Annotated in this window: 6 protein-coding genes and 1 tRNA gene; 4 read left to right on the top strand and 3 right to left on the bottom strand. The window is 71.3% G+C overall.

The window, feature by feature from the left end; translation table 11 throughout:
- Positions 1-48: 48 nt before the first annotated feature.
- Positions 49-1,266 carry a hypothetical protein gene (locus AB0H56_RS06560; protein ID WP_357158219.1) on the bottom strand — a complete coding sequence of 406 codons (1,218 nt, stop codon included), beginning with the start codon at positions 1,264-1,266 and terminating at the stop codon, positions 49-51.
- Positions 1,267-1,579: 313 nt separating this feature from the next.
- Here AB0H56_RS06560 and AB0H56_RS06555 point away from each other — a divergent pair, with 313 nt between their 5' ends.
- Positions 1,580-2,200 carry a TetR/AcrR family transcriptional regulator gene (locus tag AB0H56_RS06555; protein WP_233001701.1) on the top strand — a complete coding sequence of 207 codons (621 nt, stop codon included), beginning with the start codon at positions 1,580-1,582 and terminating at the stop codon, positions 2,198-2,200.
- A gap of 15 nt (positions 2,201-2,215) precedes the next feature.
- On the opposite strand, the gene AB0H56_RS06550 is transcribed toward AB0H56_RS06555, so the two are convergent.
- Together AB0H56_RS06550 and AB0H56_RS06545 are read right to left on the bottom strand one after the other, a co-directional pair.
- Entirely contained in the window at positions 2,216-2,653 is a 438-nt protein-coding gene (locus AB0H56_RS06550; RefSeq protein ID WP_110039378.1) for a holo-ACP synthase, read from the bottom strand.
- An 11-nt stretch (positions 2,654-2,664) separates the two neighbouring features.
- Positions 2,665-12,003 carry a fatty acid synthase subunit beta domain-containing protein gene (locus AB0H56_RS06545; RefSeq protein WP_357158216.1) on the bottom strand — a complete coding sequence of 3,113 codons (9,339 nt, stop codon included), beginning with the start codon at positions 12,001-12,003 and terminating at the stop codon, positions 2,665-2,667.
- Between the two features lie 373 nt (positions 12,004-12,376).
- Between AB0H56_RS06545 and AB0H56_RS06540 the strand changes: the two genes are divergently transcribed.
- The 3 genes from AB0H56_RS06540 to AB0H56_RS06530 all read left to right on the top strand — a co-directional run bounded on the left by AB0H56_RS06540 (position 12,377) and on the right by AB0H56_RS06530 (position 14,149).
- Positions 12,377-12,458 (top strand) — tRNA-Leu (locus AB0H56_RS06540).
- Positions 12,459-12,629: 171 nt separating this feature from the next.
- Positions 12,630-13,061 carry a hypothetical protein gene (locus AB0H56_RS06535; protein ID WP_357158213.1) on the top strand — a complete coding sequence of 144 codons (432 nt, stop codon included), beginning with the start codon at positions 12,630-12,632 and terminating at the stop codon, positions 13,059-13,061.
- Positions 13,058-14,149: a site-specific integrase gene (locus tag AB0H56_RS06530; protein WP_357158210.1), complete on the top strand. Its 1,092-nt coding sequence runs from the start codon at positions 13,058-13,060 to the stop codon at positions 14,147-14,149. Before AB0H56_RS06535 ends, AB0H56_RS06530 begins: the two co-directional genes overlap by 4 nt.
- The last annotated feature ends 219 nt before the right edge of the window (positions 14,150-14,368 follow it).

Raw genomic sequence — 14,368 nt, 5'->3', positions numbered from 1 at the left:
GCGAAAGTCCGCGCGGCCCTTCCCGATCTGCCCGATTCTCCGCTCTGCTCAGTCCGCCGATTCGGTGCGCGGCCCCTCCGGCAGCACCGGCGCCTGCGCGGGCTGCATGCCCATCGGAATCCCGGTGCCCGGCACCGTCTGCGCCGCGGCCGGTGTCTGCGGGACCACCGGGGCGGGCTCGAGCGGCAGCGGATCGCCCTGCGGCGCATCGCCGTACAGCTGGGTGGGATAGTCCAGCGGGAACTGACTCGGGTCGATCAGCTGCGGGTTCGGCGACATGTGTTCGTAGGTCGAGGTGTCGACCGGCTCACCGGCGGGATCCACCTGGAGTCCGCTCTGCGAACCGACACCGCCCGTCGACCCGGTGTCGGCGGCGTCCTGGACGCCGGGTCGCGGCGGAACCACCGGCGCGGGACCGGCGGCGGGCTCCGACGACACCGCCGTGTTGTCCACCCCCTGCGGTCCACCGTTCATCACCGCGTACGCGCCGCCGGCGACCAGACCGCCCGCCAGCAGGCTCGCGGCCGCCGCGACCATCGCGGTGCCGCGCTTGGACTGCGGAGCGGCCGGGACGGGCGCCTCGGTGACATCGTTCAGCGCGACCAGCGCCGCGCCCGCGGCGGGCGCGAACGGCGCCAGCCTGCACGGCAGCACCGGCACGCCGAATCCGGCGACGGCGTCGCGCACCGCGGGCGCGTCGGCCGAGGAGCCGACCAGCACCACCGCGCTGGGACGCACATCCGCGGCCTCGAACTGGTCCCACGCCGAGGACACCCCGGCCTGCAGCGCCCCCGGCGTCGGCGCGCCGGTCTGCGCCGACGCGGCCAGGACCCGGTGCCTGCCCGGATCGAGCAGCGTCATCGCCTGGTGGCCGGGCACGGCCTCGTAGACCAGCAGATTGTCGAACTCGTCGAGCCAGGTCATCGCCCCCGCGAGGAACAGGTGCGCGGACTTGGCCGAGACCAGCGAGGCCGTGTGCCACGGGGTCGACGCGAGCCTGGTGACGATGGCGCGGCGCTCGACGGCGTCGCGGTAACTCACTGCCACCCCGGCGATCTCGTGCTCGTCCTCGAGTTCGGCGGCCATCGTGTCCAGCGCGGTCTGCACCGCGGCGGCGATGTCGGCCTTTCCGTCTCCCCCGGCACGGACCGTGCGCCGCAGCAGCATCCGGTCGGTGAGGGTGGCGCCCGAGTCGGCGAACGCCACCGCGTGCACGGCGCCTCGCTCGGTACTGACGCCGAGCGTGATCACAGATCCTGCAGCCACAAGTCAAGCCTTCCCTGTGCGAAACGATGCGGGACGGACCACGCGGGGCCCATCACTTCGCGGTAGGTCGGTTGCGGCAAAGAGATCGCCGCGAATAAGCGTGCGGATGCACGCACGCTCATCTCATGATTCGTCACCATCCTCCGCCTGGATGGGAGGAATTTCGCCCAGTTGTTGACACGCTGTCGGTAGACGCGTGTCGCCGGACTGTGTATACCGCTAGCCTGGGTGGGTGGAGGTACACGCGCAGGCCCGGTCGAAGCACACCCGTCTGGACCCTGCGCTGGAATTGCAGGACGACCCGCAGGAGCTGATGCCCCGCAAGCGGCCGACCCAGGAACGCAGCAAGCGCAAGTTCGACGCGCTGTTGCAGTCCTCCCGGGAGCTGCTCGTCGAAGTCGGGTTCGAGTCGTTCACCTGTGAAGAGGTGGCCCAGCGGGCCGAGGTGCCGATCGGCACGCTGTACCAGTTCTTCGCCAACAAGTACGTGATCGTCTGCGAGCTCAATCGGCAAGACCTGGTCGCGGTTTCGCGTGAGCTGGCCGACTTCCACGGTGAGATCCCCTCGCTGGACTGGCTGCGGCACATGAACCAGTTCGTCGACCACCTGGCGAACCTGTGGACCACCGATCCCTCGCGACGTGAGGTGTGGCTGGCCATGCAGTCCACGCCCTCCACCAGGGCCACCGGCGCGCTGCACGAGAAGGAGTTCGCCGAGGTCGTGTCGCAGATGCTGCGGCCGCTGACTCCCCGCACCCCCCGCGCGCGGCGCACGATGATGGCCGAAGTGCTGGTGCACGTGGTGTATTCGATGCTGAACTTCTCCGTCCAGGACGAGCAGACCAACGCCGACGCGGTCGCCGAGCTCAAGCGACTGATGGTCGCCTACCTGCTGGTGGCGGAAAAGGAATCGCGGACCGCGCACGAGAAGTGAGCGGTCCGCGACGGTCTAGCGGGTGGTTTCCCTGCCCTCGATCAGGTCGGCCAGCTCGCCCGGATCCTCCAGGACGACCATGGCCGCGGCCGTGTCGCCGTCATGGGTCAGCGACAGGTGCACGCGCACCCGGGGCAGGAACTCCGCGGCCAGGCCGTGCAGCTTGATGCTCGGCCTGCCCCAAGCGTCGTTGACGACTTCGATCAGCGGATACGGGTTGTCCCCGATCTGCGGGCTGCGCGCGAAGCGAGACGATGCCCAGGCCTTGAGCACCGCCTCCTTCGCGGCCCAGCGTGCGGCGAAGCTGCGGGCCGGGTCCGTCTGCTTGCTCTGGCAGTAGCGGCGTTCACCAGCGGTGAAGCTCTCCCTGAGCATCGTCGTCCCCGACCGTTGCAGCTGCTCGGCGAACTCGGAGATGGTCACCAAGTCCAAACCGATACCGAGAATCGTCACGAAGCGGCAGCCTACGACGCTTCGCTCGGCTGCGGAGCGGAACCGGGCTGTCCTGCGCCGCAACCCCATCCGTTCGCGCGGTACAGGCCTTCGCTGTCGAGCCGGGCCTCCGGCGAGAGCAGCATGTCGGCCTCGAGCTGACGGATCTGCTTGGCCGGGGTGCCGTCGGCGCCGAGGCGACGATCCGCGGGCTTCTCGTAGAGCGCCGCGCCGCCGCACATGGCCTCGGCGAAGCGCTGCCTGCCCGCGAGCTGACGCGCCTGCGCCCGCTCCTGGTAGTCGGCGCGCGCCGACGGCTCGATCGCGGCCAGGAACGCCTGCGGATGGACCACCGCGAGCAGCCCGGACACGTGACCGAAGCCGAGCGAGGTCACCAGGCCCGCCTTCAGCGCGAACTTCTCGCCGAAGCGCAGGGGTTCGCGGGCCCACACCAGGTGCGGGTAGGCCTGCATCTTCTCGTCGACGCAGTCCAGGCTCCGGTTGGGCGGCACCACACCGTTCTCCAGCACCTGGCACAGGCCGATGAGCTGGAAGGCCGCCGCGCCGCCCTTGGCGTGGCCGGTGAGGCTCTTCTGCGAGACCACGAACAGCGGGGCACCGTCGGTGCGGCCCAGCGCGCCGGCGAGCCGCTCGTGCAGCTCCGACTCGTTGGGATCGTTGGCGGCGGTGGAGGTGTCGTGCTTGGAGATCACCGCGATGTCGTCCGGGGTGACGCCGAGCTTGCGCAGTTCCGCGGCCAGTCGCGAGCCGCTGCCGCCACGACCGGCACCCAGCGCGCCGAGGCCCGGTGCGGGGATGGAGGTGTGCACGCCGTCGGCGAAGGACTGCGCGAAGGCGAGCACGCCGAGCACCGGCAGACCCATCTCCACGGCCACGTCACCGCGGGCCAGCAGCACGGTGCCGCCACCCTGCGATTCCACGAACCCGCCGCGACGGCGGTCGTTGGCGCGGGAGAAGTACCGGTCGCTGATGCCCTTGGCGCGCATGGCCGCCGAGTCGGCGGTGGCCGACATGTCACCGAAGCCGACGATGCCCTCGATGCCGAGATCGTCGTAACCACCGGCGACCACGACCTCGGCCTTGCCGAGCCGGATCTTGTCGACGGCTTCCTCCACCGACACCGCCGCCGTGGCGCACGCCGCGACCGGGTGCACCATGGCGCCGTAGCTGCCGACGTAGGACTGCACCACGTGCGCCAGCGCGACGTTGGGCAGTGCCTCCTGCAGGATGTCGTTCGGGCGCGGCTCGCCGAGCAGGTTGTCGACGTAGAGCGAGCGCATCGAGGACATGCCACCCATACCGGTGCCCTGGGTGTTGGCCACCAGGCTCGGGTGCACCCAGCTCATCAGCTCGTCGGGGCTGAAGCCGGCGCCGACGAACGCGTCGACGGTGCAGACGATGTTCCACAGCGCGACCCGGTCGATCGAAGCGGCCATGTCGGCGGAGACACCCCAGATCGTGGGGTCCCAGCCGGTCGGGATCTGGCCACCGACCACCCGCGAGAGCTTCGCCTTGCGCGGCACCCGGATCTCGGTGCCCGCCTTGCGGGTGACGGTCCAGTCACCGGAATCGGCGACGGGGGTGATCACCGTGTGCTCCGGATCGGCGGTGTGGAAGGCACGCGCCTCGGCCTCGTTGGCGACCGTGAAGCTCAGGTCCTGGTCCAGGAACACCGAGGTCAGCAGCGGCGCGGCATTGTCGACCATGGCGGCGTCGTCCTCGTAGCGGCGCACACCGCAGCGCTCGACGACGGTGTCGTGGTAGCGCTCGGCCACCTCCGACTCCGGCACGAAGTCACCGGATTCGGTGTCGTACCAGCCGGGCTTCGGGTCGTTCTCCCAGCGGATCAGACCGGTGGTCCAGGCCAGCTCGAGCACGCCGGCGGCCGAGAGCTTGTCCTCGACCTCCATCTCGAAGCGGGTCCGCGAGGAACCGTACGGGCCGAGCTCGGCCGCGCCGACGATCACGACCATGTCGCTGAGATCAGCGGTGACCTGCCCCCACTCCGGCACCGGCAGCGCCGAGCTCAGGGTGGGCGGCGCGGGCAGCGCGGCGATGGTCGCGGCGGTGACCGCCTCGTCCTCCGCGGCGGCCGCGGCCTCCTGCGCCTGCTTGGCCAGCGCGGGCAGGTCCAGCTTGGCGCGCGCCAGACCACCGGTGAGGTCGATCTGCTGCGGGCCGGTGACCGTCACCTGACGGGCCCGCGAGGTGCACCACTTGAGCAGCTCGTCGGCCATCTCGGTGGTCGACCAGGTGTGCACGCCCGCCTTCTCGACGGCCTCGACCATCGGGTCGTTGTGGCCCATCAGCCCGGTGCCGCGCACCCAGCCGATCAGCGCGTGCACCATGGTGACGCGGGTGGCCCAGGACTTCTCGGCCTTCCACTTGGCGACGATCGCGTCGAGCGCGGCCTTGGACTCGCCGTAGGCGCCGTCGCCGCCGAAGAGGCCGCGGTTGGGCGAACCCGGCAGCACCACATGCAGTTTCGCGTCGACGTCGTGGTCGGCGCCGAGGGCGGACAGGCCGCCGATCAGCCGCTCGACCGACCAGAGCAGGACCCGCATCTCCATCTCGGCGCGGGCGCCCGCGTCGGCGAGGTCACCGGCGACGCGCGGCGCCGCGAACGGCAGCAGCAGCGTCGGGGTCATCGCGTCCTTGGTCTTGATCTTGGCGCCGCCCGCGTTGTCGACCTGCTCGGTCCCGACCCACTCGATGAGCGCGTCCAGGTCCTGGTAGGAGGCCATGTTCGCGGGTACCACCCACAGCGCCGCGCCGTGGCGGGCGTTGTCGCGGTAGAGCGAGCGGTAGAACTTCAGCCGCTCGTCGTTGAGCCCGGAGGTGGTGACCACCACGGTGGCGCCGCCCGAGAGCAGCCTGCCGGTGACGGCGGCCGCGATGGAACCCTTGCTCGCGCCGGTGATCACGGCGACGTCGTCGGACCACAGGCCCGGGTCGGTGGTGTCGAGGGCGGCCTCCGCGATCTTCGCGTAGACCCCGGCCAGCACCGAGCGCGCCTCGCTCATGGCCCGCTGCCGCCACCAGTTCGCCTGCGCGGCAACCGCTTCGCCCGCGCCGATGTAGCCGGCGATCGACTGCTCGGCGGTGGTGGCGTCATCGCCGAGCCACATGGTCGCGAGGTCTTCGCGGGCGGTGGCCCAGCGGTCGTCGATGAGAACGGCCTTGCGCGCGTCGAAGGCGGGCGCGACCAGTCGCGGCCAGTCCGCGCCGAGTTCGGCGGAGACCAGGTCGACCAGGGTGTCGGGGGTCGCCTCCGGGGCGCTGGCCTGCTCGCTGAGGCCGAGCTGATCGAGGATCACCCGCGCCGCGGTGGCGAGCACGCCGTCGCGGCCGGTGATCTGCTCGGTGAACTCACCCAGCGCCGCCGCGTCGACGGTGCCGCCGGCCGCGCCACCCGCCGACGGCAGCGAGACCGCGACGCCGCGACGCGCGGCGACCGCCTGCACGGCCGCGTCGATGGCGGCGTCGACCGAGGCGGCGTCGGACAGCGCGCCGCCGACGAGTCCGCCGAGGTCACCGCCGCGCACGCTGGCGCCCTCGCGGGTGCCGAGGGAGACCTCGGCGGTGACGTGGCTGGCCCAGCCGTCGCCGAGTTCCCAGGTCTTCTTCACCCGGTCGGCGATGGCGGCGGGCCGCTTGCCGGAGGGGCCGAAGACCTTGCGCAGGTGGTCGCCGATGGCATCGGTGAGCACGGTGCCGAACGGCTTGTAGGTGCGAGCCAGGCGCTCGACCGTGGCGGCCAGCGCGCCCATGTCGGCGTCGGCGGCACCGTCGATGGCGCCGAGCGAGAGCTCGGAGCCGAGGTCGACGAGCAGCTGGTTGCGGCGCGAGGACACGCCGTCGCAGAGGCCCTCGATGGTGTCGACCGCGCCGATCTGGTCCAGCCGCAGCTTGGTCCACAACGCGATGAGCACGCGGGTGGCGTCGGCGGCGGTGAAGGCGATGTCGTCGGGGCGCGGGCCGCCGGTGGCGACCGGGGCCGCGGCGACCGGCGCGGCGGGCGCGGCAGCGGCGGCGGGTGCCTCGGCCGCGGTCTCCTCGACGTCGTCCTCGACCGGCGCGGGATCGGTGTCGGTCGCGTAGACGACCGCGGCATCGCGCTCGACGTTGACGACCTCGACCGTCGCCCCGCCGAACGCGGGCAGCTTCAGCGTCTGCGAGGCCAGGTTGGCCACCGTCGGGGTGGCGCCGAGGCCGACCTCGACGAAGCGCTCCACGCCGAGACCGCCGTGCGCGGTGTCGGTGAACAGCAGGTCCTGGGTCTCGATCCAGCGCACCGGGCTGGCGAACTGCCAGGCCAGCAGCTCGATCAGCACCACGCGGCACAGTTCGGCCTCGCGCTGGGTCCAGCTGTCGAAGTCGGCGAGCACGGCGGCCAGCGGCTCCGAGGGCACGAGTTCGGCGATCTCGGTGAGGAATTCGCGGTCCAGCGAGAACGGGCGCGGCACCAGGTTCGGGATGTAGCGGCCGACGAGCACCTCCGGGTGCACCTCGGCGGGCAGCAGCTGCTCGAGCTTGTGCCGGAACTCCGGCACGCCGTCGCGCAGCACCGAGGAGTGGAACGGCACGTCGATGCCGGGCACCAGGATGAACGCGCGCTTGCCACCGAATTCCGCGCGGCGGCGGTCGATCTCGGTCTCGAGCGCCTCGAGCCCGGCGACCGTGCCCGCGATGGCGTACTGCGAGCCGCGCAGGTTCAGGTTCACGACCTCGAGGAATTCCCCGGTGGCCGCGCCGATGCCGTTGACGAAGTCGATGACCTCGCTGTCGGGCAGCCCGATCTGCGACGGGCGGATGGCCGCCATCCGGTAGTCGCTGCGGCCCTGCGCGTCGCGCGGGACCAGCTCGTGCATGGCCGAACCGCGCTGGAACACGACCTCGAGCACGGCCTCCAGCGGCAGCACGCCCGCGACGGCGGCGAGCGCGTTGTACTCACCGACCGAGTGGCCGGCCAGCATCGCGCCCTCGACGAACGCGCCTGCCTCGCGCAGCTCGGCGACCTGGGCGACGCCGAGGGTCGCCATGGCGACCTGGGTGAACTGGGTCAGGTGCAGCACGCCGTCGGGGTGCCGGTGCTCGACACCGCGGGCCTTGAGGTAGGTCGGGTTGTCGCGCACCACCGCCAGGATCGAGAACCCGAGGGCCTCGCGGGTGTGCGCGTCGGCGCGCTCCCAGACCTTCTTGGCCGCCTTCGAGCGGGTCAGCGCGTCCAGACCCATCCCCTTGCGCTGGATGCCCTGGCCCGGGAAGGCGTAGACGGTCTTCGGGGCGGCGGTGCGCCCGGTCGCGGTCATGACCAGGTCACCGTCGACGCGGCAGGAGACCTCGACGATCTCGCTGCCCGCGTCCACCGCGATCCGCTCCACCCGCACGTCGACGGTCGCACCGGGGCGGACCATGCCGAGGAACCGGGTGGTCCAGGCGGTGAGAGTGCGTGCGGGAACGGAGCTTTCGGGATCCACGGCGACGACCGCGTGCTGGGCGGCGGCCGAGAGCCACATGCCGTGCACGATCGGGCTGCCCAGGCCGGCCAGCTTGGCGGCGGCGTCGGAGGTGTGGATCGGGTTGTGGTCGCCGGACACGGCGGCGAAGGCGTGCATGGCGCGCGGGGCGGCCATGCTGACGTCGCGGCGACGGCGGCGCGGGGTGTCGGTGGCGGCGTCGGAGACCGAGCCTGCCGCGCGCGGCGGATCGGTGAGCTCGCCCGCGCCGTTGCGGCCGCGGATGGCGAAGCGCTCGACGAGCCTGGCCAGCGGGGTCGGCTCCAGACCCTGGTCCAGGATCAGGCCGACGGTGACGCCGACCTCGACCACGCGGCCCATGTCGGTGTCGACCACGGCGCCGCTCTCGGCGCGCACCACGAGAATGCTGGTCTCGGCGGGCAGTTCGGCGAGCAGCTCGATCTGGTGGTCCAGGTGGACCAGGTCGAGCATGCCCTCGATGACCGAGCCGCCGGTGCCGGTGCGGGCCGCGCCGAGCACCGCGAAGACCGCGGGCCAGCAGGCACCGACGAGCACGTCGGGCGCGGTGCGGCCGAGGGTGCTGAGCGAGTCGGGCAGGCCGGAGCCGGTGACGCCGGCGTGGTCGGCGACCAGGTCGGGCATCCAGGCCAGGTTGAGGTGCGCCACACCGGCTTTCACCTCGGGCAGCGACTGGCCCGCGGCCACGCCGAGCAGCGCCGACATGGCGGTCTCGGCGTCGGCCTCGGTGATCACCGGCGCGCCACCGGAGTACACGCTCACCGGCACGGTGATGCGGATCTTCACCGCGTCGCGGCCGAGCAGCGGCACGGCCAGCTCGACGTAGCTGAAATCCGTTTCGGGACCGGTGGTCTCGGTGAGGGTCGCGCCGGTGCCGCGGTGCACCGCGCTCCCCTGCTCGACGACCCACTCGCTGACGGCGCCGAGCCGGTGCACCGGGTTGACCGTGGTGCGGCCCGCCCACTGCACGTCGGGGGCGGCGAGCACGGTGTCGATCGGGCCCGCGACCACGCCGGCGACGCGGCGGGCGTCGACCGGAGCGGGCGTGACGCCCGCGCGGACCAGGCTGTAGGCGGTGTCCTGCTCGAAGCGGTCGAGCAGTTCGCCGACCGGCTCGTCGACGCGGGTGATGCCCGCGACCGCGACGGTGCCGGGGATGACGCACACCTGATCGGCCGAGTAGCGCGGATCGTGGGCCTGCCACAGCGAATCCGAGCGCCACCAGCGGCGCACGTCGGCGTCGACGACGGGCACGAAGTTCACCGGCTTGCCCGGGGTCTTGCACAGGGAGACGAAGAACGGCACGTCGGCCGGGTGCAGCACGGTGTCGGCGACGGCCGGGTACTGCTTCTTCAGCGCGCACAGCGCCTGCACGGGGTGCTCGAAGGCCTCGTCGTCGGCGAACAGCGTCTCGATCTCGCCGCTGTCGGCCGGGTGCAGCCGGGCCTCGGTGCGCCGCATCATCTCCGCGAACCGGTCGCGCCAGCTGATGTCGAGCCAGTCCGAGCGGGTGGCGTCGATGATCGCGTCACCGATGTCGGAGCCGCAGTCGAAGGAGATCGGGACCTCGCTCGACACGGCAAGCGAGACATAGCGTTCCAGCCACTGCTGGTAGGTCATGGTGGCGACGTCGCCGAAGTAAGGCTTGGCGGTGGCGTCGAGCGCGGCGATGATCTCCTCGCGCCGGGCCGCCACGGCTTCCGCGTCGCCGGCGACCTCGTCGAGCAGGCGGCCGGTGCGCGAGGCGGCGTTGTCGATCTCGTGGATGTCGGCGCCCAGCTGGCTGCGGCCCGAGGCCATGCCACCGCTGGCGGTGCCTGCGCCGACCCAGTCAGGGGTGCCGGGGGTGTCGACGAGCAGCTGCTTCACCTCGGGGGCGGTGGTCGCCTCCAGGGTGGCCATGGCCGCGGTGCCGACGAGCACGCCGTCCAGCGGCATGGCCGGGTAGCCGTGCGTGGTGGACCAGGTGCCGGTCAGGTAGTCGGTGGCGCGCTCGGGCGTGCCGATGCCGCCGCCGACGCAGACCACCACGTTGGCGCGGCCGCGCAGCTCGGCGTAGGTGGCCAGCAGCAGGTCGTCCAGGTCTTCCCAGGAGTGGTGCCCGCCCGCCTTGCCGCCCTCGATGTGCATGATCACCGGGTAGTCCGGCACCGCGTCGGCGATGCGCAGCACGGCGCGGATCTGCGCGACGGTGCCCGGCTTGAACGCGACGTGGCTGATGCCGACCTCGGTCAGCTCCTCGATCAGCGCGACGGCCTCGTCGAGCTCGGGGATGCCCGCGGTGACGATGACGCCGTCGAGCGGTGCGCCCGCCGCGCGCGCCTTCTGCACCAGACGCTTGCCGCCGAGCTGCAGCTTCCACAGGTACGGGTCGAGGAACAGCGAGTTGAACTGCACCGCGCGGCCCGGCTGCAGCAGCCTGCGCAGCTCGGTCATCCGGTCGGCGAAGATCTGCTCGGTGACCTGGCCGCCACCGGCCAGCTCGGCCCAGTGCCCGGCGTTGGCCGCGGCGGCGACGATCCCGGCGTCGACGGTGGTGGGGGTCATGCCCGCCAGCAGGATGGGCGAACGCCCGGTGAGCTTGGTGAACGCGGTCTCGACGACGATGCGCCCGTTGGGCAGCCGCACCGGCTTCGGCGCGAACGCCGACCACGGGGTCGACGGCTCCGGCGCGGCGCCCGGGGTGAGCAGGCTGCGCTGGCCGGGGCGGGTGGCGGCGGCGATCACGCCGACGCCGGTGCCCTTGAGCGAGCCGCCGGTGACGCGCGAGAGCAGGTCGCCGGGGCCGAGATCCAGGATCCACTCCGCGCCCGCCGCGACGACGGAGTCGACGGTGGCGACCCAGTCGATCGGGTCGACCAGCACCTGCTGGGTCAGCGCGGCGGCGAACTCGGCGTCGAGCTCGCACTGCCGGGCCCAGCCGGTGACCAGGTCGACGGTCTCGGCCAGCGCCGGGTGGTGGAAGGCGACGTCGACGGCGATGTCCTCGAAGACCGGCGCGAACACCGCGCCGCCGCGGACCTTGTTCTCGCGCTCCTTGGTCTGCTCGTCGTGCAGCTGCGCGCACCTGGCCCGCACCCGGTCGATCTGGGCCGGGGCGCCGGAGAGCACGACGCGCCTGCGACCGTTGCGGATCGAGACCACCGCGGCGATCGCGGGGTCGACACCCTCGGCGACCTCGGCGACGATCGCCCGCAGCTGCTCCGGATCGACATTGGACACCGCGACCATCGGCGAGCGCTCGCCCACCGGCATCAGCCCGCGCCTGCGCGCGATCAGGCCCGCGGCGGCGCCGACGAGCTGGGCGATGGCCAGCAGCTCGGCGTCGCGCGCGCCCGCGGCCTCGACAGCGGCGGCGGCGAACAGGCCCTGCGAATGTCCGACGACGGCGACGGGCGGGTGCTCGGCCGCGTCCAGGCCCTGCAGGCGCAGCGCCCTCGTGGCCGCGAGCTGGGCCAACAGCACACCCGGCATCGACACCGGAGCGGAGCGCAGCACCGACTCGGCGGGCGCGGAGGACGGCTCCTCCGGCTCGTCCAGCTCGCTCTCCAGCATCCAGCCCATGGGATCGAAGCCGCCGGGGCGGACCACCAGCAACTGTGCCGCAACCGGTTCGATCAGCGCCTCGGCCTCGTGCACGAGCGCGGTGAGCTCGGACTCGAGCGCGCTGTCGCGACCGATCTCCTCGAGCTCACGCAGCCACTGCGCACCCTGCCCACCGAACGCCAACGCATAGCCCACCCCGTCGCGCAGCTGCTCGAGCAGCGGCGCGCGGACACCCGCCGCCTGGCCGCGACCATCGGCTTTCGCGGTCGCCCCGCGGCCCATCTCGGTGCTCTCGTTGATCGTCAAGACGCTCGACTTCCTTCTCCTGGCGTTCCGCCCACCGACGGACCACACACGTATCCGGCAGCCCCTCGGGCCTGTATGGGAGCCACGATCGCACAAAATCATGAGGAAAGCCTCACGTTTCCCGCCCAGGTGCCAGCTACCGCCGAGTATTTCTGCACGTCCGTACCAAAATTATCTGAAACATGACCCTCCCTCACGTTTGAACCCGCAGGTGAGGCCTGTTACTTCGCTTCGCAAACATGAGTGGCCCTCACATTGAGGGTTACCGAATCGTTATAATCCCAGGTCGTGTTACCCGCGAGTACGCCACGCCGCCCCCATGCTTCGCGTAGCCGGTTTTGCCCGGTAGAGTTTGGACGGTCGTACACATCCAGCGCGAGTGGCGAAATTGGCAGACGCGCCAGATTTAGGTTCTGGTGTCCACGGACGTGGGGGTTCAAGTCCCCCCTCGCGCACAGATTCCTGGCTTTCGGGCCAGGTCAGGGCTTCCGCGTGTTCGAGTGCACTCGCACACGGAGGAGACACGACATGCAGGACACTGACCTGCGTAAACATGATTCATCATGTGGCAGCTGTGCCACTTTTCGCACCATCCCGGCACCCCGCCGCAGGCGTGGTGATCGCCGGTGATCGAGCCACTCATTCCGCCCCAAACCGCGCTCCAGGACCGCATCCACGGTCCCCTGCCGACGTGCGTCATCCCGGGCACCGCCGACCCGAATCTCGCCTACGGCGTCGCCGTCATCGGCGACGCCGGCCGCGTGGCCGACCGCGCAGTGCTGTCGGCACTGAGCTGGTCTCCGGGGACCCGGCTGACGATGTCGTGTACGGAGGGCGGCCTCGTCCTTGTGCACGCCGCCAGCGAAGGCCCGGCTCGGGTGACCGGTGCCGGGTTCTTCCGCGTTCCGTTCCGCCAACGCCGACGCGTCCGGCTACTCGAAGGCGACCGCGTGCTGCTGGTCGCCCACCGCGAACAGAAGCGGTTGTTGATCTATCCCCCGGCCGCACTCGACACCCTGACTCGTGAGAGCCGACGAATCCTGGAGGACTCACTGTGACGATCCACAGCCCCGTCCGCCCTGCCCCCACCGCAGATACCTTGGCCGCTGCACAGTTGCTGCTGACCCAGACGGGCATAACCGCGGCGGACCTCATCGGTAGCGCCCCCGCAGCACCGACATTCGCCGAAATCATCCCGCGTGTACGGGCACGGCTGTCGGCGGGCACCGCCCGCACCTACGGGACCCATTTGGATCTACTCGAATCCCGTTGGCCGGACCGATCGTTGACCGAGCCCACCCGTCACGAACTCGAGGAACTCACGCGCACGGTCCAGGCGTCCGCCCGCACCAACCGGGCATCCCGGGGCGGGACCAGCGCGGTCGAACACTTCGTGTCCGCGGTGCGCGCTGTCTACCGCTACGCCGAGGAAGCCGGATGGGTTCGCCCACAAGACAATCCAGCACGGCAACTGCCGATCCCGTCCCGCCGGGCCTCACAGCGATACGCGATCCCGTCTGCCCAGATCGCCGAGATCTGCCAAGTCGCGGCCACCTCCGGTGACGACCCCGAACTCGACAGCCTGATCCTGCGGTTCCACCTCGAGACCGCATGCCGTCGCGGCGGCGCGCTGGCGTTGCGCCCGCAGGACCTCGACCGAGGCCAGTGCCTGGTGTATCTGAGAGAGAAGGGCGGCTCGGATCGCTGGCAGCCGGTGTCACCGACCTTGATGCGACACCTCGACGACCACGCAAACCGACGCCAAGCGCCCTTCACCGGCCAGTTGCTGCGTTACGGGCACGGGCGCCCGATCACCGCCCGCCGATACGACCACATCTGGGCCCGAGTCGGCGAGTCACTGCCGTGGGTGGCCGCCCAAGGCGTCACAGCTCACTGGCTGCGCCACACCACTCTGACCTGGGTCGAAAGAACATTTAGCTACGCAGTGGCTCGAGCCTTCGCCGGTCACCACGGTAAGAGTTCCGGCACGACAGACACCTACGTCAAGTCCCACCTGCACGAAGTCGCCGCCGCCCTGGCGGTCCTCACCGGTGAGCCGCACCCTCTCGCGCGCGGCGCCGGGCACTCGGCATCAACACCGACTCGCGATCATCGGTTCGCCGAACTTGCCCTCCCGACCGCGTGACAGTCCTGAAGGCGGTCCGAATGGATTGCTCAACCGGCCCCCTCGGCTGCACTCGCGCGGGAGGTCGCAGAAGTAGGACAGCTGGTTCCTGCGACCTGGCCGAGACATATTGTCCCGCTTTGCTGGCGTTGCAGCAGGACACTCGCCGCGCTGGCCCTGCGCTTGAGGTAGCCAGCTTGCTGCGGGGACCGTCGGCCACGTCGACACCGAAGCGACGGA

Origin of the sequence: Nocardia sp. NPDC050717 (genome assembly GCF_040654275.1) — a bacterium.
Lineage (GTDB): Bacteria > Actinomycetota > Actinomycetes > Mycobacteriales > Mycobacteriaceae > Nocardia.
This window is presented reverse-complemented; position numbering and strand designations above follow the sequence as displayed.

Bases quoted from the DNA above. Each gene is read 5' to 3' on its own strand.
- AB0H56_RS06555 (WP_233001701.1), top strand. From the start codon at position 1,580: ATGCCCCGCAAGCGGCCGACCCAGGAACGCAGCAAGCGCAAGTTCGAC.